Genomic DNA, 19,363 nt, shown 5'->3' on the forward strand with positions numbered 1-19,363 from the left:
ACAAATTAGTCATTAGTCATTGGTCACTTGTACTGAGCGAACGCGAGTGCGTCTTTAAGAGTTGCCGAATGTAGCCCAAGGTAGAGAAGTATTAGTCATTAGTCATTGATAAAGAGTTTTTTGGTACATACCTCGCAAGAGAGTGGGCGAAAAAAAACTTTCTTGACTTCGGACTAATGACTCCGCGAAGCGGTTTGATGTGACTAAAGCTAAGATAGGTCTGGTTGCTATATTGCGCCTAGACCTCAAACGGGTACACTTTGCCAATCATGATTGCTTTAATCGCTCTATTTCATGCAATTGCTCAAGCTAAAGATGAACAGACGTTGCGATCGCACATATCTACAGAAATGAGTGAGTATTTTTCAGCTACACGATGTGGGCTGTTTTTGTTTGCTCAAACTTCTTTAGTTGACAGCAATATCCCAAAAGCACTGCAAATTGCATTATCACCTCAATCCAATCCAGTTGTGCCCTACTTGGTAGAACACCATGCTCCTGTTCATGAAGCTTTGGTAGTAGAACCTAAGACGTGGAAGTTGATTTGTCCTCGTGCTGACCACTGGCACGTGATGGCAGGGCCAATTGTCAGCACTGGTCAGTTAGTCGGCGTGATAGGTTTTACCCGTAAGCAAGGAATGCCTGCATTCGACTCACAAAACCTGACAGACTTGAGTGCGCTTTGTCTACACATTTCAACTTGGGTGGCAACGACGCGATGCCTACGGCGAGCTACGCCTACACAACACCTACTATTACAGACAGAGCGTTTAACAGCTCGTGAACTGCAAATTGCTTCCTTGGTGGCTCAAGGACAAACCAATGCAGAAATTAGTGCTGAACTTTGGATTACTGAAAACTCTGTCAAGCAAGCCTTAAAAAGAATGTTTCGCAAGCTTGAGGTTTCATCTCGTGCTCACATGGTTGCAAAGCTTTCCACAGTTTCAAAATAAATGAGCTTTTATTCGCCTCATTAATGTAATTGAATCATCGCAATGTTTTAGTTTTGATTGAGCGTGGCAAGGTAAATACTTTCTTTTCCATGCGGCTGCTTGTTGTGGAACTCAACGGCCGAAACTAAGAGATCTGATAGTGCCAATGTACTATATTATTTGATTGTTTCTAGAATAGTATGCTGACTCCAATCGGTGAATTGGATGAGATAGTCATGATAGCCACAAGGCTATTTGAGTCAATTGATTTGGAGAATCGCACTATTAGGTTACTGGGCATTTCGTTGTCTAATCTGGATAACGTCAAATAGTCCCAAGTGATTCAATTGCCAAACGATGCTTGTCAATATATGGTAAAAAGCAGGTCTTTCATTTCCTGGAAAACAAATGCTCACATAAAATTATGTAATCTTGTGGCTAGTTGAGAGGAGTCAGCGAATACCAAAAAATCAATTATTCCAGTGGAATTTTGATTGACAGTTATGATTATTTAATTATTAGAAAAGCCACAGAAATGAGCGTGCATACAAAAGCAAAAATAATTGCATGTTCCACTTTACTACTAATAATATTTATTGCAATTGCTATACCTAATATGAAAACAAATACTAATATTTTTAGAAGATTTTCTGATTGCCAATCAATTAGTGGCTCATCAATAGATGTTGCCATTGCTTGTATTAATAACTGTTGAAGTTGTATATTCATTTCCAGCTACTTTTTCCAATTTATTTGTTAATTATATAAAAACTAGCTTTAGTCTTGGTCTTAAGTCTTCTATCGTCAGGCATATTAGAAGGTAGAATTACGCAAGCAAGCTGGAAATATTACCTTTGATAGATTTTTCCTGATTTTCCCAAATTTAACAAAACTTTGATACTTAATATTTTACAGGTTTAAAAATAGGTAGACGTTGATTAAAACAGAAGCAAGTGCAGATTAAACTATTAAAAAAAGTGATTGCTTCAACATTGCGATCGTACATTCATAGTGCAGTGCCGAAAGCAATCACACCCAAATCGCATGGAACGATTAAAATTATAGAATAACTACTATTTTATGCTCAAGAAATCCTTAGTTATGCTCATCGTGGTAAATAGAACGGGAAATAGCGTTTTCTCGGCGGTTGAGTTGTTGCCGCACTTTTAATTGCTGCCAAAATCCCAGCCGCTTATTTTTAGCATTAGCTTCTGCAATTAAAAATTGGGTTTTGCTATCGTTCTTAAACTACTCAAACTGTGGCGTTGAAAAAAGCTCCAAATTGCCCTACTGGCATTAAAACCAAGCTGAATGTTTAACTGATTTAATTTAGTATCGCTTGAAGTGCCACCAGGCCAGAAATGCCCACCATTGACTATAGCTAACTGCAAGACTTCTGAGTTGTTTCTACAACCTGAGTAACGAAAAGCTTTGACTCGCAAGCGATTACTAGATTTAGTCCCAGTTAACTTTTGAAATTGAGATGAGAAAGCGCATTGGTCATGCCTTCGCCAAAAATTTACTGTTTCTGGAATAGAAACAAGTGCTTCTTTTTGACTAATGCGATCGCCATCATAATGTACACTTAAATCCTTCGTACCATTAATCATCATTATTGATACAGAAACTGAAGGATGACAACTGGGCACAAATCGAGCAGTTAGAGAGCCAGCTACTGATGCGAAAGCAGCAATTTTATTAGGCAGCTTACAGGCCAAAGCTTGAGTGAGTATTCCACCTTGAGAAAAACCAGTGGCATAGATTTTACGGCTGTTGATATTTCTAATTCGCTCTATATGTTCAATTAAAGCTGCTACAAATGAAATATCATCTACCTTTTTTCTCAGGTGACCTGTAAAGCTCCATTGATGGTCAAGTCCATTTGGATAAACTGCAATAAACCCTTTTTGATCTGCTAAATTATTGAAGCGAGAAACTTTAGCAATGGAATTACCGCTCCCACTATCTCCATGAAACACTAAAACTAACGACATTGCGTGTTTAGGGTTGTAAGATTTTGGTGTATATATATAGTATGTACGTAATTGTCCCTGGTTTATTAGTTTTTCATAATTTTCGCCCTGCAATATTTTTTCTTTAGGTCTACTTTTTGCTTCTACTTGAAGAGAATTAGAAGTCACTGCCAAAGTAGTTGAAAATAAGCAAATAAAAATATATTTAGAAAAAGAATATTTTTTATACATGTGTATGATTAATTCTATTTATAAAATTCTGTTCGCCTTAAGATTGTTTCTAGCATTTTCAATGTCAGTGAAAATAGCAATATCTACTGATGAGAAAATCCATCTTGATTATCATTGGGGAGAATACCAATAGTTAAACCATCACCAGATTTTGCACCTTTACTTATTGCATCCATTATCCCTACATTTTTACTGCCAGTGAGTAAAATCCATCCTTGTTTGGCAATAAGTTGACCTAGTACCGCAAGGCGGAAGTCAAAAGCCACTTGTACTGAGCGTAGCCGAAGTAAGTGGGCGGGAAAATTTCCAAATATGTAACGAAATATAAGTTCAGTAGATACCTTACAAATACGTTATTTCACCATTTTTACAAAACTAAACATATGTCGGTTTTATCGTGCCTACCTACTTAAAACTCACTCGTTCAAAAGTATTATAGAATGGGATTTTTAGAGTTTTTAAATGGTTACTCGTCTTGCAAAGTGACGCTCCTGCGTCGCTTTAAGCGAAGCTATGCCGTAGGCTTTACGCTGCGCTAACTGATGCCTACGGCAGGCTACGCCAACGGCGGGAACCGCCGCTCAACGCCAGTTCCTTTAAGTGGGGGAACCCCACCAACGGACTGGCTCGACTTTGCGCTATTTACGCGCCCGACGTACTAGTGTATAAGCATTTTGCTTTCTCATTTGCTGTCGCATTTTCTTCCCTGCCCATCACCACAATAATAATTTTTCTCAGAGAATTTTAGATTATAGCGGTTTTCAGGAGCAGAGGAGCAGAATGTTTTATGCTTTAGTATCTGCTATCTTGAGGTAGTACGATATTTGTTAAAATTTATGTAAAATTATCATAAATTTTCAGTGAAATTACTGCCATAGCTGTTAATTAATATGTTATTTGCTATATTATTTTGATGTCATCCTCCAGTTAATAAAGTAATTTTTATGACATATATCCAAAATTTCTCAGTGTCTATGCTTGGAGCAGCTTTAATTGCCTTGGGCACAGGGCAAATAGCGCAGGCAGTACTATTAATTGAATCAGAGTCAGCCCTAGTAAATCTTGATGCTAAAGAAGTGTTATTTACTATAAATTTTAATAGAGTGCCGGACTTTTTCACAGTTGATCAAGTCGGCAGGCAAGCCGACTCTTTCCAATACTTTATTGATGCAGATGGGGAATTGCCTGTATTTAGAGGTTCTCCATACTATAGTGAACTTGAGTCAATTATTCGCGGAGAAGAAATTCACGTTGCAGGTGACGTTCGGATACGTGATGTCTTCTCAATTGGCGCATCGGAACCAAATTCAGGAGGTTGGGGTAAGATTCGGGGTTCAGTACCATACAGCCTCGATGGCACTGTGCTAAAATTTTCAGCACCTCTAGAATTTATCGGTGATTCAGACGGTTTGTTTAGCTATCAATTAGAGTTGTACGAGTTTGGTGGAATCTCCGATTTGTTAGGGGATAAGAAGTCTACTATTGCCAGTGTTCCCGAACCTAATTTTGCATTAGCTGCATTAACTTTTGGAGCATTAAGTGTAGGCTTACGGCGGAAACGTAAACATAAATCAGCCCCCAGTCTTATAAATCAATATGGTTCAATTAAGGCTTGATCTTCGATCTGACTTTTCACGGTATCTGGAAAACCTCTCTTCTTCATCTCTCTCCTTTTAGAAAAGAGACTTTGAATTTTCCGCCTTTCCGTGTCGGGAAGGGGGTTAGGGGGTTAGGTTTTTTGTGGGCTTTTTCCACATAACGTGAAAAGTAAGGATCTTCGATAACCCATTAAAATAATTCGTAATTTATAATTAAGTTTTCTAACGGGGATAAAGACAAGAACCACAAAACTTGCCACTTGTTAGTTGCTCTTGACTTAAACCGACAGAATTAGTTAAAAAGGGGGGAACTATAGCAATACTGTTCAGTAGAAACGTTGGAATGCAACGTCTCTACAATTAACGCAAGCTGGTTTTAGCAGCCTGCCACGCGTGCCAAATCGGCATGGTAAACAATCCCCACGCCAAACCCGTAATCAACCCAAAAGGCATAACCAGATAATTATTAAAACTCCACAAACCAAAAACCTCTGCTGCCAATTCCAAAGGATAAGCCATCATCATCACACTTGCGATCGCCACACCACTCCAGCCATACTGACTTAACCAGTAAAATCCCTTACCACCAGTTAGCCCATACAATAGGCGAGTAATCAACAAACCCATGACAGTGCCATAGCAGCGCATACATACAGCCATAATAAACGGTGGTGCTAAATCTAACCCCATAGTTGGTTGCGGACATACATGATTACCCATGAAATAAATGATGTCCGCAATCCCAGGAAGCAAAGACACCCCAGACGCAGCCAGAAAGGGGGCCACTGGCGGGCCAAAAACCATCCCCGCCAACATAAAATCAGCAATCAAGCTGACCCAATTAACCTGCAATTCTTCACTGAAAGCTACTCTTGTCATCTCCCTCTCTCTGCGTCCTTTGCAACGGCAGTCGCTACAACGGGGGCAACCCCCGCCCCGCAACGCGCTGCCTCTTCTTTGCGGTACCCTCTAGCCGCTTTGCGTCTACGTCTGTTAACGTACCTTAGAAACATAGGGACTTGTCAACTTATCCAACTGCTGAATCAAAAGACTGAGAAACAACCCTACATCCGTCACCACACCCACCGATTCTACAGAACCGCGATCGCTTAACTTAGTGACCACAGCTGGATTAATATCCACACATACCATTTTCACCCCCGCCGGAGTCATATTCCCCACACCAATGGAGTGCAGCATTGATGACAGCATCAAAATCATCTCCGTACCTTCGAGGTGTTTAGCATAATCCTCCTGGGCTTTAATCAAATCCATTTGGGTATCAGGCAAAGGCCCGTCATCCCGAATCGACCCAGCAAGCACAAAAGGCACATTATTGTGGACACATTCATACATCACGCCACTTTTAATTGCCCCTGCCTCCACAGCTTTGGGAATGCTGCCATAACGACGGATACTATTAATTACCTTGAGGTGATGGCGGTGTCCACCATGCACGGCAATACCCCGCTTCATGTCTACACCCAAAGAAGTGCCCATGATATTTTGTTCAATGTCATGAACTGCGATCGCATTACCAGCCAACAGCGCTTGCACGTAGCCTTCCCGAATCAGTTGCGCTAGGTGTTCCCCGCCACCAGTGTGAATCACCACCGGTCCAGCCGTGACAACTACCTTACCACCAGCATCGCGGATTTTCCGCAATTCCCAAGCCACTTGCTCAACGACTAATTCCACACGCCGTTCGCTGGAAACACCCGCCGACATAAAGCTAAATTCTTGGGTGCTGCGTTGTTCCCGCGATTCAGTTTTACGGATGGTGCGGATACCTAACACGTCTACAATTACCTGTTCGCCAACTTCTAAATCGCGGAGTATCTTACACCGAGCGACTAAGCCATTAGCAGTTTGGCTAATTGCGATCGCCCCATCCATCCGCTGATTTTCCACCTTCACCCACTGACCATTAATCCGCACTTCGGTGGGATAAATCGTACTGACGTAGAAATCATCGGGCGCAACGCCATCTTGGATTACAGGCTCCAGTTTGGCGTCTCGCTCATCATGCGGTAAATCTACAGCACCCAAATCAATCAACATTGAGATGATTTCTTCCATCACCTCATGGGATGGTGCTGATACCCTCACCTCCGCTGCTGAAGTACTTTGTCGCTGTTCTCCTAAATTGAAATTCAGGACTTTGAAGCTTCCCCCAGCATCTACAATCAAATCCAAAGCACGGTTAATTAAGCCTGCATCTAGCAAGTGTCCTTCCATGCGAATGACGCGGCTTTCTACTGAGACATTGGCATGAATTTCATCCCTAACTGGTTCTGTCACCCGTAGAGTTAAGCATTTAGCCGCACCACCAGCTTTGAGAAATTCCGTCAGCGGCGTTTCTAGCACTTGGAAACCTACATCTACAAGGCGGGTTTTCAAAGCATCACTCGCCCTGTTCATAATCACGATGCTATCCACATTCACCGCATTACAAGCGAAGTTGACTGCATCGGCTTCTTCAATTGCGATTAGCTTTTCTGGTGCGACTCGCATTTCGATTAAGCGGTTGGAGTAAGAATCAAAAGCGCCTGGATAGTACAGCAAATACCCATTTGCTAGAGGACAAAAACAGGTATCCAGGTGATAGAAACGTTCGTCTATGAGTCGCAGGGAGAGCACCTCAATATCTAGCCATTTAGCTAGATAAGGGTGAGAATCTAATTCTGAGCGGAAACCATATCCCGCCCATAACCACCGTCCTTCTCGATCCAGCAGTGCGTCCCCTGCTCCCTCAAAGGGCAAATCTTTAGGAAGTTCATTGACTGTATAACCATTTGCCTCAAACCATTGTTTGAAGAAAGGCTCCTCTCCCTGACGTTCTTTGTGCAAAAAGCGACTGAGGACGACGTTATCCCCTAGTAACAAGCCAGCGTTGGCGGTAAAAACCAAATCAGGCCAACCTTTTTGGGGTGATACTAAGTCTACAATGGCGTGTTCTTTAAGAATCTGGTGTAGTCCCTGCCACTGTTCCACAGCGCGATCCCGCGATGACTTGTGAATATTCCCTTCCATCCAGGGATTAATCACATAATCCACATCATAGTGGTCAGGGGGACACATTAAAAAGCGAATACGAGAAGTCATAAAAATCTTACAAGCGTTTAGATGCTACAAGCTTACTTTGAATACAGATTTTAGTTTTTCTACATTGTCTAAAATCTGCTACTAGAGCTTCTATCTTTTGATAGTTGAAGGCTTTACAAAGGCTTCGTTCTTAATTCTATTACTGGAAGAGACAAAGTGAAGGGATAAGTACAGAAGCTGGCAAAATGACGTCAGGCTAAGAAAAGAATGAGTTAGTACTGCAAAGCGGAAGTCAAAAGTCACTTGTACTGAGCGTTTTGCCCTGAGTGTCCCTTGCGCGTCTCTAAGAGTTGCCGAAGCGAGCCGTAAAGCCTGCGGCATAGCTACACTTAGGGCGCAGCTCAAGGTAGAGAAGTAAAAGTCACTCATTCAAAAGAATTATATTCCTTGCTCTTGCGCCATTTTGAATAGTAGGTTTATTTACGTGCCCGCTGTACTAGGTAAGTCATGAATAGGCGATCGCTAGCTTAGTCTACTCGATAAACCAGACTCAGGATCTTCCTGTGTTACAAGGTTGGGGTTTAAACAAACGTTAACGTACCTTTGGTTTCATACCATTTCTTTGTGAGGCTGCGCCAAACCTTTTTGACTTTTTATTTCTTTCTTTGTATCCTTCTCTACCTCTACGAGACCGGAGGCGAATGCGCCCTTTGCGGTTCGTTCCTCATATAGTTTGACATATTTGACATATCTTTATACAGAATTGGTATCAATGCTACTCGAAGGTATATTTTTAGTATTTTCATCTAAACTTTATCAAATCTTTTTCCTTTTAACACAGATATTTTTGGTTTCGATTAATTTATATTATACGATTAGAAATTAATAACTGTTGTATTTAGTATCAAAGATTATTGCCAAAAACTGCAAAATAATTGAAACTCATTTTGGGTATATAAAATATTTTTAACTCAAATATTTTTAGACACTTTGATACTGTTTAAGTGTTAAATTTGGAGAAAAAATCTAGATATTTACTTGCTATTATGCTAGATATTAAGAGTTATAAAAGGGGCAAATCTAAAATTTTTCTAAATTTAGACATTAATTTTATATATGAAGATAATGCGTTAACTTTCAGATAACCATTTAAATTAAACTCCTGAAAAATTCCATTAGCTATAATAAATTAAAAATACATATTTTTAATTTATAGCTTAGATAAATCCTAATCTTTCCATTAGGATGTTCTGAGATAATAATTTAGTTTTGCCATTATCAACTGGCTATTAAAAATGTCTGAATTGCCTATTAAAAACGTGAATATAAATATTTTAATCTAGTGATTCATACTTATCACAGTGGGTGACAACATCCACAATTTGCAATTTATGAGTTAATCTGAATCTGACGGTTGAGCAGCATAAAATAGTTGTAGCGTTTTGCAATACGTCTTAGAGTAGCATTGGAACCAAAATGTATACTAGGAAACGATTATGACCATAAGAGTAAAATTTTACTACAGTTTATTAAGTTTTTGAGGAGATGAAGATTGGATGAAAAAGCAATTGTCACAGAACTGGATTATTTCTAAATCTGGGTTACGTTTTTTAATCATCATCCTATTAGTATTAGGTATATTTTTTCGCTTCTTCAATATTGACAAAAAAATTTATTGGGGTGATGAAGTTTTCTCATCATTACGCATATCTAGCTATATGCAATCAGAAATGAATGAGCAATTAAGTAATGGTCGTTTAATCAGCATAGAAGATTTGCAGAAATATCAGTATCCCAATCCGGAAAAAAACACAATTGATACAATTAAAGGACTTATTTTAGAAGACTCACAGATTTTGCCGCTATACATTTTGATGACTCGGTTTTGGGTAGAGTTGTTTGGCAATTCTGTAGCAGTGACAAGAAGCTTTTCGGCATTTATTAGTCTGCTCACTTTTCCTTGTCTTTATTGGCTATGTCAAGAATTATTTGAGTCTTCACTAATAGGGTGGATAGCCATAGGTTTAGTAGCCGTTTCACCTGTTCATGTTGTGTATGCACAAGAAGCACGAGCATACAGTTTATGGATAGTAGCCATCTTAATATCGAGCCTAGCACTGCTGCGAGCCATGCGTCTTAAAACAAAGGTTAGTTGGTGCATTTATACAGCAACATTGGTACTAGGGTTTTATAGTCATATATTTTTTACCTTCGTTGCTATTGCACAGGGAATTTATGTAGTTGCAATCGAACGCTTCCGATTCAGTAAAACATCGATTTATTATCTGCTCTCATCGTTTGCGGGGTTTATAGCTTTTGTACCTTGGCTGTGGATTATTATTACCAACCCTCAGCCGGAAGCAGTAACTTGGGCGAATGCTAAACAAACATTATTTGCGTCAGTTGCAAGGTGGGCTGGTATCTTTAGTCGGACGTTTCTTGATTTAGGTATTAGCCCTAGCGATCCAGGAAAACTTAAGATTGCCTTAATTCCTTTTATTTTAATTATTTTAGCTCTCATCAGCTACTCAATTTATGTTCTATGTCGAAGAACCTCTAAAGAAGTTTGGTTATTTGTCTTAACCTTGATTGGGTCTGTAGGGCTTCCCCTACTAATAGTAGATTTCGTCTTTCAAAAGCGATACGCTACTAGTCGATATACACTTCCTTCAGTTTTAGGTATACAGTTAGCTGTTGCTTACCTATTTACCACTAAGATCACGTCTATTTATACTAAAATTTGGCAAAAAAAGTTCTGGTCACTGGTAGCGGTTATAGTAATTATGGGCGGAATTATATCTTGTATCGTCCACTCTCAAGCCCAGATTTGGTGGAACAACCTGCCTCAAAAATACCAAGAATATCCGAAAATTGCTAACATTATTAGTCAAGGTAATAAACCACTTTTAATTAGTGATACTGATAACATACTTCCACCAATACAAATGCTTGGTCATCTAGTTGCTCCAAAAGTGCAATTTCAAATTGTAGAACCAAATAAGTTACCAGAGATTACTAATGGCTTTACTGACATATTCTTGTTCAAGCCCTCTGACTTCTTAAAAGCTGGAATTGAGAAAATTTATAACTCCAAGTTACAGCAGATCAACGACTTTCTCTGGAAAATAACAAAATCCACCTAAACCAAAAATAGAGGTGCATCTAGCGTTTGGCAGACTGCAATGCAGAACCTAAAAGCAGACAGTTAGTATTTGAATATTAAACTTCTTGCATAAATATTTTTTGCCTCACGCAGAGACGCAGAGGCACACAGAAAGTGTCTAAAATCAGGACTTTTGCAAGAAGTCTATTTTTCGTAGGTTAAAAATTAATATCAATTAGCCTCATAAGTGGCACAATTAGAGCCAAAATATACTTTAATTAAACCCATAGTTTAAGTATATACTCATATGGCTGCGGCTTATGTCATTGCCTCTTGACCACCCGCTAAAATTTGAAATCAGACTGCCATCTTCCCATCCTCAGTTATTAGAAGGACTGGACATATGGCTGCGCTTAGGTTTGATATCCGATACCCAAGTTAGGCAACTATGCCAAGAGTTTCTCGTCTGTACGGTGGTGTTGCAACCCCAGGCTGAAGCTGAAACAAAGGTAGCGTTTGTAACCTCTGACCCCGTGCAGCAGTTGTCTGTAGCAGCTTTACAATCTAATAGTCGTAGACAACTGCAACAAAAACCAGCTAAACCCAATTTTATCAGCACAATGTTGCAGTCCTTGGGGGCAGAACTGAGTGTGCGTTGGCTGCTTTTTCTAGGGGTATTCCTGGTAGTGGTGTCCTCTGGGGTACTGGCTGCGAGTCAGTGGGAGAGGTTTCCTGCTTCTGGACAGTATGGAGTTTTATTTGCTTATACTTTGAGTTTCTGGGGATTAAGCTTTTGGGCGACTAGGCAAAGCAACCTTAGATTGACGGCTCAGACATTGCTGATTGTTACGCTTTTGTTAGTCCCAGTGAACTTTTGGGCAATGGATAGCTTTCGGTTGTGGCAAAATCCTGTGGATTGGATTGTAGTTGCGATCGCTTGGCCTACTCTCACCGCTATTACTGTTTTACTCTATAAAAATCGGACTATTTTTGCTAATTTACATAGCGGTAAATTACCTCTAGTAAATATTCTGGGGCTGAGTTATTTGCATTGGGGTTGGCAATTATCAGGATTTCCCTTGATTGCCGTTTATGTGGCAATGATCGGCACAACAATCATTACCGTTTATCACAATCTTTACCACCAGCCTAATACTGTCAGCCAGGAAGATCGGCGCGATGTCTACGATGGGCTACGCCTACGCCAAAGATTAAGTATTAGTTTACCTGCTGCTGTAATTATTTATGCCTTGATAGTGCTGCTAATGCGGGCGATTTTTATTGCTGGGGTAAATGTCACGCAGTTGGGGTTAGCTATTGGAATTTGCGGCTGGTTGGTGACTTGGTTAGCACAGCAAAAGGAGAGGGGAGGAGGAGCAGGGGGAGCAGAGGAAGTAACAGTAATATTCTCCTCATCTCCCTCATTCCCTTTACTCTGGGAAGAACTCGGTGGCATTTTACTCTTCTTGGGTTGGCTGGTTTCGGTAGTAAATTATCCCTGGCAAGCAATAGCTGTAAGTGGTTTGGGTTTGTGGTTTGTGGGAAGTCGCTTGCAGCGGTACAGTTTCAAGGTTGACTTAGCAGCAGTTTTTGCCATCGGCTTACAGACGATTTGGCTCTTTTGGCGGTTAATACCTGATGACTTACACAAATGGGCGATCGCAATTGGCACTCAACTCACCAATTCTCAAAATGAACCTTGGGCGTTACTGGGGGTAGCTTTATTTCCCTACATAGTTTTGATGGTGGCGCTCACAGATAGCCTGTATCGCACCGAAAAGCGAGAATTAGCTAAGTTTGGCGAACTGCTCACCCTCTTATTTGGAACTTTTTTAACAACGATCGCTTTAGGAAATCCCACATTGCGATCGCTAAATCTGCTATTTTCCACCACCACTCTCGCATTTGTCACTCAACGCCGCTCCCCCTCATCTCTTGTGTTGATATATCTCACTCACATCATCGGGGTGCTGACGTTTTGCTCTACGATTAATTGGTTATTGCCAACCCTGAGTCAACAAGCTTGGGCAAGTATTTTATTGGCTCTGATGGTTGCAGAATGGAGATTTAGCCTAGAGGAAGGACTATGGCAAGGTAGTGCATGGGACATCGGTTTAGGACTAGCCGCCGCTAGTTTATTCCTATTATGGATGAATGCAGAATCATCTTGGTATAGCATTGCTGATGACCGAGCTTATTGGGGAGTTATTTGGCTAGTTACGCCTTTAGCTCTTACAGGTGTTGCCAATGCCACAATTATCGAGCGTCAGACTACTAGCCGTTACTTGAGTGTCTTGGCTGTAGGAGTTGCCCAGCTACTTACTTTACAGCTACCATCAACCCGATTAATCGGTTTGGCTGTGGCTGCGGGACTGATGTTCGTAAATACGCGCTATTTGCGAAACCAAACATCTGCGCTAATTACAGAAGGATTTGTTCTGAGTTTTATTGGGGCGCTGCTATGGACGGGTGTGCCTGGTTTACCTCGCCTCGCGCTAGCAGGTTGGTTTGTCGCAGGAGCGATCGTTATTCTAAGTCTCTGGTTAGCACGGACAGTTTTGAGCCGGCGCGGTAACGAATTAGCAGTGATATATGCAGCCGCCAGTGATCAATGGGCGATCGCATTGTGTGGTTTTGAGTTGTTGGGTTTGACGCTGCACTCAGTGCTGATTTACCAAGGGTTTACTACTTCGGGATTTTTGTACTTAGCTGCCACTGCTATCACTTTGGTAGCCATTGTTTATCGCAGTTGGCAAGAACCGACAAATTGGGCATTTTATGGCATCGGTTGGTGTTTAGAATTGTTAACTGCCCAGGTGTTTGGATTTGGGGAACGCTCAACTGTTAGGATTGCGATCGCAAATATTGCCTTGGGTTTAATTGCTCAACTTGTCGGAGAGTGGTGGCGACGACGATACCGATTAGAAAGGCTTCCTAGCAGCTTTCACATTTTGCCATTAATTTATGCTGCATTCAGTGTATTGCTGCGTTTGGACACTTTCACCGAGTGGACTGGTTTGTATTCTTTGGGTGTAGCTTTAATTATCGTTGGCGTGGGGCGACGGCGCGAGAACTTTAAACCCCTGCTGTACTTAGGAATCATTGGCTTATCCATTTCTGCCTATGAACTTTTATTCTATCAAATGTTACAAACTTCAGGAGGAGCATTAGGTGATGGATTGATAGCCATGTCTGCCCTTGGTACTAGTATCATGTATGCTTACCGCATTCTGTCGCCTTGGCTTGTCAGCTACTTACGCCTGACTCCCCAAGAACTAACAGAAATTGCCCATATTCATTGGGCTTGGAGTAGCTGTTTATTAATAGCTGCCATTCCTCTTCCCATTGGAGTTAACCGTTTGGTGGGATTGGCAACTGGGGTATTTTTAATTCGTTATGCCATCTTTCAAGGACGAAATTCGCGCACTTCCCCCAGCATCTTGGGAGAAATTACAATAGCCGAGATGTGGGTTTACCTCGGCTTATTAGAGATAGCCGGGATGAGAGTTTATTGGCGCGAGACAGCAGTGGGAAGATTTTGGGCTGGGCCGTTACTTCCTTGGAACGGTGCGATCGCCTGTGTGGTAGCCTATTTTCTGTACATCCTGCCTTGGGAAAGTTGGGGTTGGTCTAAAAGACCTTGGCAGCAAGCTGCCTACATCGTACCACTGATAATTTTATGGGAAACCAGAGTGCGAGTTTACCCCATTACCTTGCTACTCGCAGCTGGATTTTACATCTTCCTCGCGAAGGTGGGTGAAAACATCCGTTTTACCTATATTAGTGTGGCGCTCATTGATTGGGCACTTTACCGTTGGTTTAATTCCTTACATCTAACTGATTCTTTATGGTATGTAACGCCAATTGGGTTATCACTGCTTTATATTGCTCAAGTGGATTTTCAACTGAAGCTACCAGAGTACAAAACATCTCGTCATATTCTGAGAGTGCTAGGTAGTGGTTTAATTTGTGGGTGGGCAATTTTATTTCATCAAGATACAGCCTGGATACCGGGGATTTTCAGCCTTATCGCCATCTTTGCTGGATTAGCTTTGCGAGTGCGGGCTTTTCTCTACATTGGTACAGCCACTTTTTTAATCACTACAATCTATCAATCGGTAATTTTCAGCTTGCAGCATTCCTTTTTAAAATGGGTTGTTGGCTTACTAGTTGGTATCCTGCTGATTTATATCGCCGCCAACTTTGAAACCCGTCGCGCTCAAATAACTTCCTTAATTCGTAGCGCCATTGATGAATTTCAATCATGGGAATAGGGCCGCGCTTTTGCGGCGGTTAAACCGAAATTTTGATAGCATATTTGGCATTAGACCGTGGTCTACCATGTATTCTCGCGCTGTTTCCTGATTTCCACTGAAAAATAAAGCCCCCCATTACTGTTGTCAGAATCGACGCATCGTTCATTGTTCTGCGCTTGTCTTCAAGATGTCCAATAGCTTTGAGGATATCGTCAGTGATACAGTAGATCGCAATAATTTCGTTTATCATTTTCCTTTCGGAGTTTCTCTCCGCAAGGGATTTTACTCTATTTCTTTGTCCCGTTTTATCTAACTAGCAACTTGGGTTATGGTACTTTAAACAGAAGTATTAGAATAAATACGTTTTGTTGCTTAGAAAGGGAGTAGCTATTTTGTTGACTATCAAAGCTTTGTCAGTAGTTTGTACAAGCACGTTGTTACTCGTATTGGGTGTTAATGAAATAGCGTCTGCTTCTTCCTTTAATTCGACACCTGTATTTAACAACGTTGCTAACTACACTACTACTATTAGCGGAGATAATAATCTAGCTGATATTTACTATCCTAATCCAACAGACTTAAAAAAAAGCAATTATTCCTTTCCAGTAGCGCTATTACTACAAGGTGGACTAGTTGACAAATCAAATTACTCTAATTACGCTCGACAAGTTGCACGCTATGGATTTGTAGTAGTGGTGCCAAACAGCAAGCGTCCAGATCCAACATATGGCGACGAAGCATTATTACCCCAAACTACCCAAATTGATACAGCTTTACAACAAATTATAGTTGAAAATGAAAATGCTAGTTCACCTATTGTAGGCAAGCTGGATACAGAGAAAGTAGGATTATTAGGTCATTCGTTAGGCAGCATCGTAGGATTATCTGCAATTGGAAATTTATGCTTGGTGACACAAACACCAACATGTCCGGGTTCTTTCTCACGACCCAAACAAATTGTAGCAGGAGCATTCTTTGGTGGTAATCTTCGCGATAAAAATGATGTTTATCCTCCTATTAACAACGATGGAATACCAGTTGCACTCCTGCAAGGTGATCGTGATGGCAGAGCGCTGCCTTTCCGGGCTAGTTTAACTTATGACAAAATTAAAAATCCACCCGCTGCACTGATTAATATCAAAGGTGCCAATCATTTTAGTATCATAAATACAAATAATCCTGCTGGTGCAATTCCTGACCCGATAAATGCTACACTTAATCAGGATGTAGCTATTGAAACAATTGCTCGGTGGAGTGGTTTGTTTTTACGTGCAAGTATTCTTAATGATAAAAACGCTTTTAATTACGTTTATTTCACAGGTGATGCTACTGACCCTAATGTGACAGTAGAGAGTAAACGTGTTTCTGAATCGGCATCGACTGTTGCACCTTTGGGGATATTGTTTGCTTATTTTACGATTACTCAACTACGAAAAAGAATAAATGAATCAAAACGTCATTTTAAAAGCAATGCCTAAAACAGTCCTCGTTACTGGAACATCCAAAGGAACTCCGCTAGTGAGTTGTTACATACTCTTTCAAGGATGGCTACTTTTAAGCCGACTTACCAGGTTCTTCGTACTCCCCGTTCACACACGCTCACTGCATTTGGCAGTGTTACCTTTCCTCTCGTATTAGTATGTAGGCTCCACGAGTTGGGGCACGCAGGATATTTAGTATAATACAATATACTACAAAATTTTGCTCTGGGGCGATTTCCTACATTTTTTAATTAAATGTTCATGTAAATCATAGATGGGTTATTATTGTGATCTTTGCCACTTAATCTACCTTCTTTATGTTTATTTAATTACAAACCTAACCAGATAGGTATTCTAAAAGTTCGGCAGTCGCTGCGTTTTTCATAGTTCTAGCTCTAACAGATCCAACGTGATGAATATTATTAATTAAATATTCTTCGTCTAATGACAACAGCGATTCGATAGTGGTTACTCCAACTCCTTTAAGTTTTTCTTTTTGCCAATCGGTTATATCAAGAACATCAATACTTTGCTGAAGCTGCATCCTTACTATTATGGCAATTTCCTCATCTTGAACTTCTTGGAGATTTTGCTGAGGCAAGCTTTGATAAGCTAGATGAGTTGCTCCAAACTCATTAAATCTTCTAATATCTAAATTTCTACCAAGAACTTCAGAATAAGATTGAGGATTGGGAGCAAGAGATAAGATACAGCCATACTTAATTTCATAACGAGATCCAATTTTGGAATGGCTATTTCTTACACCATCATCTATTTTTCTAATAATTCCCGTATAGCAGAGAAGACGAAGTGCCTCTTTAACCATTTCTGGCACATCTTTATGAATCCAAAAGTAAACCGTCAGTTCTTCTTTACCTTCTTTAATTTGCCATTGATTTTTGTTGTGAATTGCTGTTAAAATATGAGTTTCTATAAAATTTCTGCCCCAATCTATTAAAGCTTTATGGCCTATGTATTTCTCACCTAACTTCGTATGTTCAGACCATATATCAGCACGGTAATAGTTTCTAACTACAGATTCTACCTCTGAAGTATTAACTTTGTTACTCTTGGAGAGAGTTTTGAAAAGAATTCTTGGGTTTCCACTAGCCGATAAAGCCAGAGTATTAAATAAACTTCTTTGCTTTTCAAAAGCAATTTTTACTGGTTCATCTGCTTGTTTTTGAAAAATCTCCCACATAAAATCAAGATAACCAGCTTCTAGAATATCTCTTTCAATTCGCTTAAATGTAGCATCATGAGTTATCTCAAAAAAACTACCATAATGAGTTACTCCAGGATATACGGCGGCATTACATGAGATGTAGGGCGATCTGAAATCGCGAAATAAAGTAAAAAATTGTCTTTGTTGTTCTGGTCTAAAAACATGGGCCGCTTCATCAAAAAAGAGACTAATTCGTTCTAAACCTAATGTTATACAAATATCTTCAAAGGCATCTCTTACATCGCTAATATCAGGTATGTTAATTATATTTACTGTATTTCCTGGATTTTGGTAGGATTTTTCATAGTTATCTACAATCTGCTCCAACTTAGTCTCTAATCGAGTTTGATCCTGGTTTGTATTATCTGAAAGGAGAGAACAAGCATACGAGCTAACTATAAGTCCTTTTTTACATAATTCTTTTAAAACCTCTCTAATCACTTTAGTCAACATCCAATGCCTGAACTGTAATGGATCTGAGGTATGAACTAGAGAACTTCCTCGGAAAGCAACGTAAACTGGTAGTATTTTTAATTCATTAAAACTGTTTTCTAACTCTATTCTGGCAACAGCCATCAAGAAAGATTTTCCAGTGCCTCTACTTCCTTCTAAAACTGTAGGTACAGGTGATTTAAAAAGGTTAACTATCTCTCTATCAAGCTGACTGCCAACGAATAAATCAAGAACTTTATCAGATCTAATGTCCTCAGTTCTATAGTAAAAGCCTGTCGTCATTTTCCCTCTACTGCACCACCAAAAAATAAGCGTATTTCGGGTATATATTGCAATTCATCCATCACATGAACTTCAATTTTATGTAATCTTTGCGGCTCTATCTCCTTTAAGTATCTCATACTTAAAAGGAAGTGACAAGTCGAGCTTATCAATTGAAACCTTTGTCTATATTGTTCAATTAAATTTTCATTCACAGACAAACTTGGTTTTTCTCGATTCCAAGTTGAGTAGTTACCATGAACAAATTCAGAAAGTTCTCTATAAACAGAATTAGCCGTATTGCGGTGAGCATTGATATGAGTAGATAACTCAGGAAAGAATACATTAGAGAATCTCTGAGATAGAACACCATTATTTTCATCATTGATCGTTTGCCATTTTAAATCTCTTGAACCATTTTTCCATTCAAGGTATTCTAATCTGTAAGCAGAAAAGTAGACAGATCCGAACAAGAGTTCTAAAGACAGCCTAAGAGAGGCGAAAGATTGTCTATACATCCCAGACAGCAACGATAGACAACTAAATTCTACTTGTTCAAGAGAATAATCAATCATCTGCTTTTCCTGACTGGATGGAATAACATCCATCCACTCTTGAATTGAGGCTGAGTAATCATACAGTTTTCCTAGAAAATTACAATGATTAACAGATACTTCAAAAATCGTATGGGTTGCTTCACTAATAGTTTTATAATATTCTTTTGCATTCACGATGGTCTCACAAGAGCTAGTTATATTTTCATTCGATTAGCATTTGTTCGATGTAATCTTTTCTTCAAGTTTTT

13 protein-coding genes and 1 pseudogene are annotated in these 19,363 nt (G+C 40.0%); 6 read left to right on the top strand and 8 right to left on the bottom strand.

The features are described 5' to 3' along the window. Positions 1 to 269 precede the first annotated feature (269 nt). Both V7L29_RS25670 and V7L29_RS25675 read left to right on the top strand, forming a co-directional pair. Positions 270 to 953 (top strand): helix-turn-helix transcriptional regulator, encoded by a 684-nt coding sequence (locus tag V7L29_RS25670; protein ID WP_334737203.1) that lies wholly within the window; start codon positions 270 to 272, stop codon positions 951 to 953. 179 nt (positions 954 to 1,132) lie between these two features. Then, entirely contained in the window at positions 1,133 to 1,264 is a 132-nt protein-coding gene (locus tag V7L29_RS25675; RefSeq protein WP_334690084.1) for a DinB/UmuC family translesion DNA polymerase, read from the top strand. 175 nt (positions 1,265 to 1,439) lie between these two features. On the opposite strand, the gene V7L29_RS25680 is transcribed toward V7L29_RS25675, so the two are convergent. The 3 genes from V7L29_RS25680 to V7L29_RS25690 form a co-directional block, all read right to left on the bottom strand. Then, complete coding sequence (locus V7L29_RS25680) at positions 1,440 to 1,661, bottom strand: hypothetical protein (protein WP_334690083.1); 222 nt, start codon at positions 1,659 to 1,661, stop codon at positions 1,440 to 1,442. A gap of 488 nt (positions 1,662 to 2,149) precedes the next feature. After that, positions 2,150 to 3,136 (bottom strand): extracellular catalytic domain type 1 short-chain-length polyhydroxyalkanoate depolymerase, encoded by a 987-nt coding sequence (locus V7L29_RS25685; RefSeq protein WP_334737204.1) that lies wholly within the window; start codon positions 3,134 to 3,136, stop codon positions 2,150 to 2,152. Positions 3,137 to 3,219: 83 nt separating this feature from the next. Further along, complete coding sequence (locus tag V7L29_RS25690) at positions 3,220 to 3,402, bottom strand: hypothetical protein (RefSeq protein WP_334737205.1); 183 nt, start codon at positions 3,400 to 3,402, stop codon at positions 3,220 to 3,222. 678 nt (positions 3,403 to 4,080) lie between these two features. On the opposite strand from V7L29_RS25690, the gene V7L29_RS25695 reads away from it, so the two are divergent. Further along, entirely contained in the window at positions 4,081 to 4,752 is a 672-nt protein-coding gene (locus V7L29_RS25695; RefSeq protein WP_334737206.1) for a hypothetical protein, read from the top strand. A 342-nt stretch (positions 4,753 to 5,094) separates the two neighbouring features. On the opposite strand, the gene V7L29_RS25700 is transcribed toward V7L29_RS25695, so the two are convergent. Beyond that, on the bottom strand, positions 5,095 to 5,613 hold the full coding sequence (locus V7L29_RS25700) for a DUF2085 domain-containing protein (protein ID WP_334737207.1): 519 nt from the start codon (positions 5,611 to 5,613) through the stop codon (positions 5,095 to 5,097). A 114-nt stretch (positions 5,614 to 5,727) separates the two neighbouring features. Then, positions 5,728 to 7,839: a bifunctional arginine dihydrolase/ornithine cyclodeaminase gene (gene argZ / locus V7L29_RS25705; protein WP_334737208.1), complete on the bottom strand. Its 2,112-nt coding sequence runs from the start codon at positions 7,837 to 7,839 to the stop codon at positions 5,728 to 5,730. A 1,496-nt stretch (positions 7,840 to 9,335) separates the two neighbouring features. Here argZ and V7L29_RS25710 point away from each other — a divergent pair. Continuing rightward, positions 9,336 to 10,922, top strand: a complete 1,587-nt coding sequence (locus tag V7L29_RS25710) for a glycosyltransferase family 39 protein (protein ID WP_334737209.1) — start codon at positions 9,336 to 9,338, stop codon at positions 10,920 to 10,922. A 280-nt stretch (positions 10,923 to 11,202) separates the two neighbouring features. Next, a complete protein-coding gene (locus V7L29_RS25715; protein ID WP_334737210.1) occupies positions 11,203 to 15,156 on the top strand; it encodes a DUF2157 domain-containing protein in 3,954 nt (1,317 codons plus the stop codon). 12 nt (positions 15,157 to 15,168) lie between these two features. Here V7L29_RS25715 and V7L29_RS35635 read toward each other — a convergent pair. Further along, positions 15,169 to 15,388 (bottom strand): annotated as a pseudogene (locus V7L29_RS35635) (IS982 family transposase); the annotation flags it as partial. Between the two features lie 142 nt (positions 15,389 to 15,530). Here V7L29_RS35635 and V7L29_RS25720 point away from each other — a divergent pair. Next, a complete protein-coding gene (locus tag V7L29_RS25720) occupies positions 15,531 to 16,616 on the top strand; it encodes an alpha/beta hydrolase family protein (RefSeq protein ID WP_334737211.1) in 1,086 nt (361 codons plus the stop codon). A 340-nt stretch (positions 16,617 to 16,956) separates the two neighbouring features. Here the strand turns inward: V7L29_RS25720 and V7L29_RS25725 are convergent, their stop codons facing one another. Both V7L29_RS25725 and V7L29_RS25730 read right to left on the bottom strand, forming a co-directional pair. Then, positions 16,957 to 18,579, bottom strand: coding sequence for an ORC-CDC6 family AAA ATPase (locus tag V7L29_RS25725; RefSeq protein WP_334737212.1), 1,623 nt, complete (start codon positions 18,577 to 18,579; stop codon positions 16,957 to 16,959). Beyond that, entirely contained in the window at positions 18,576 to 19,289 is a 714-nt protein-coding gene (locus V7L29_RS25730) for a hypothetical protein (RefSeq protein ID WP_334737213.1), read from the bottom strand. Before V7L29_RS25730 ends, V7L29_RS25725 begins: the two co-directional genes overlap by 4 nt. Positions 19,290 to 19,363 lie beyond the last annotated feature (74 nt).

Source organism: Nostoc sp., assembly GCF_036916575.1.
Lineage (GTDB): Bacteria > Cyanobacteriota > Cyanobacteriia > Cyanobacteriales > Nostocaceae > Nostoc.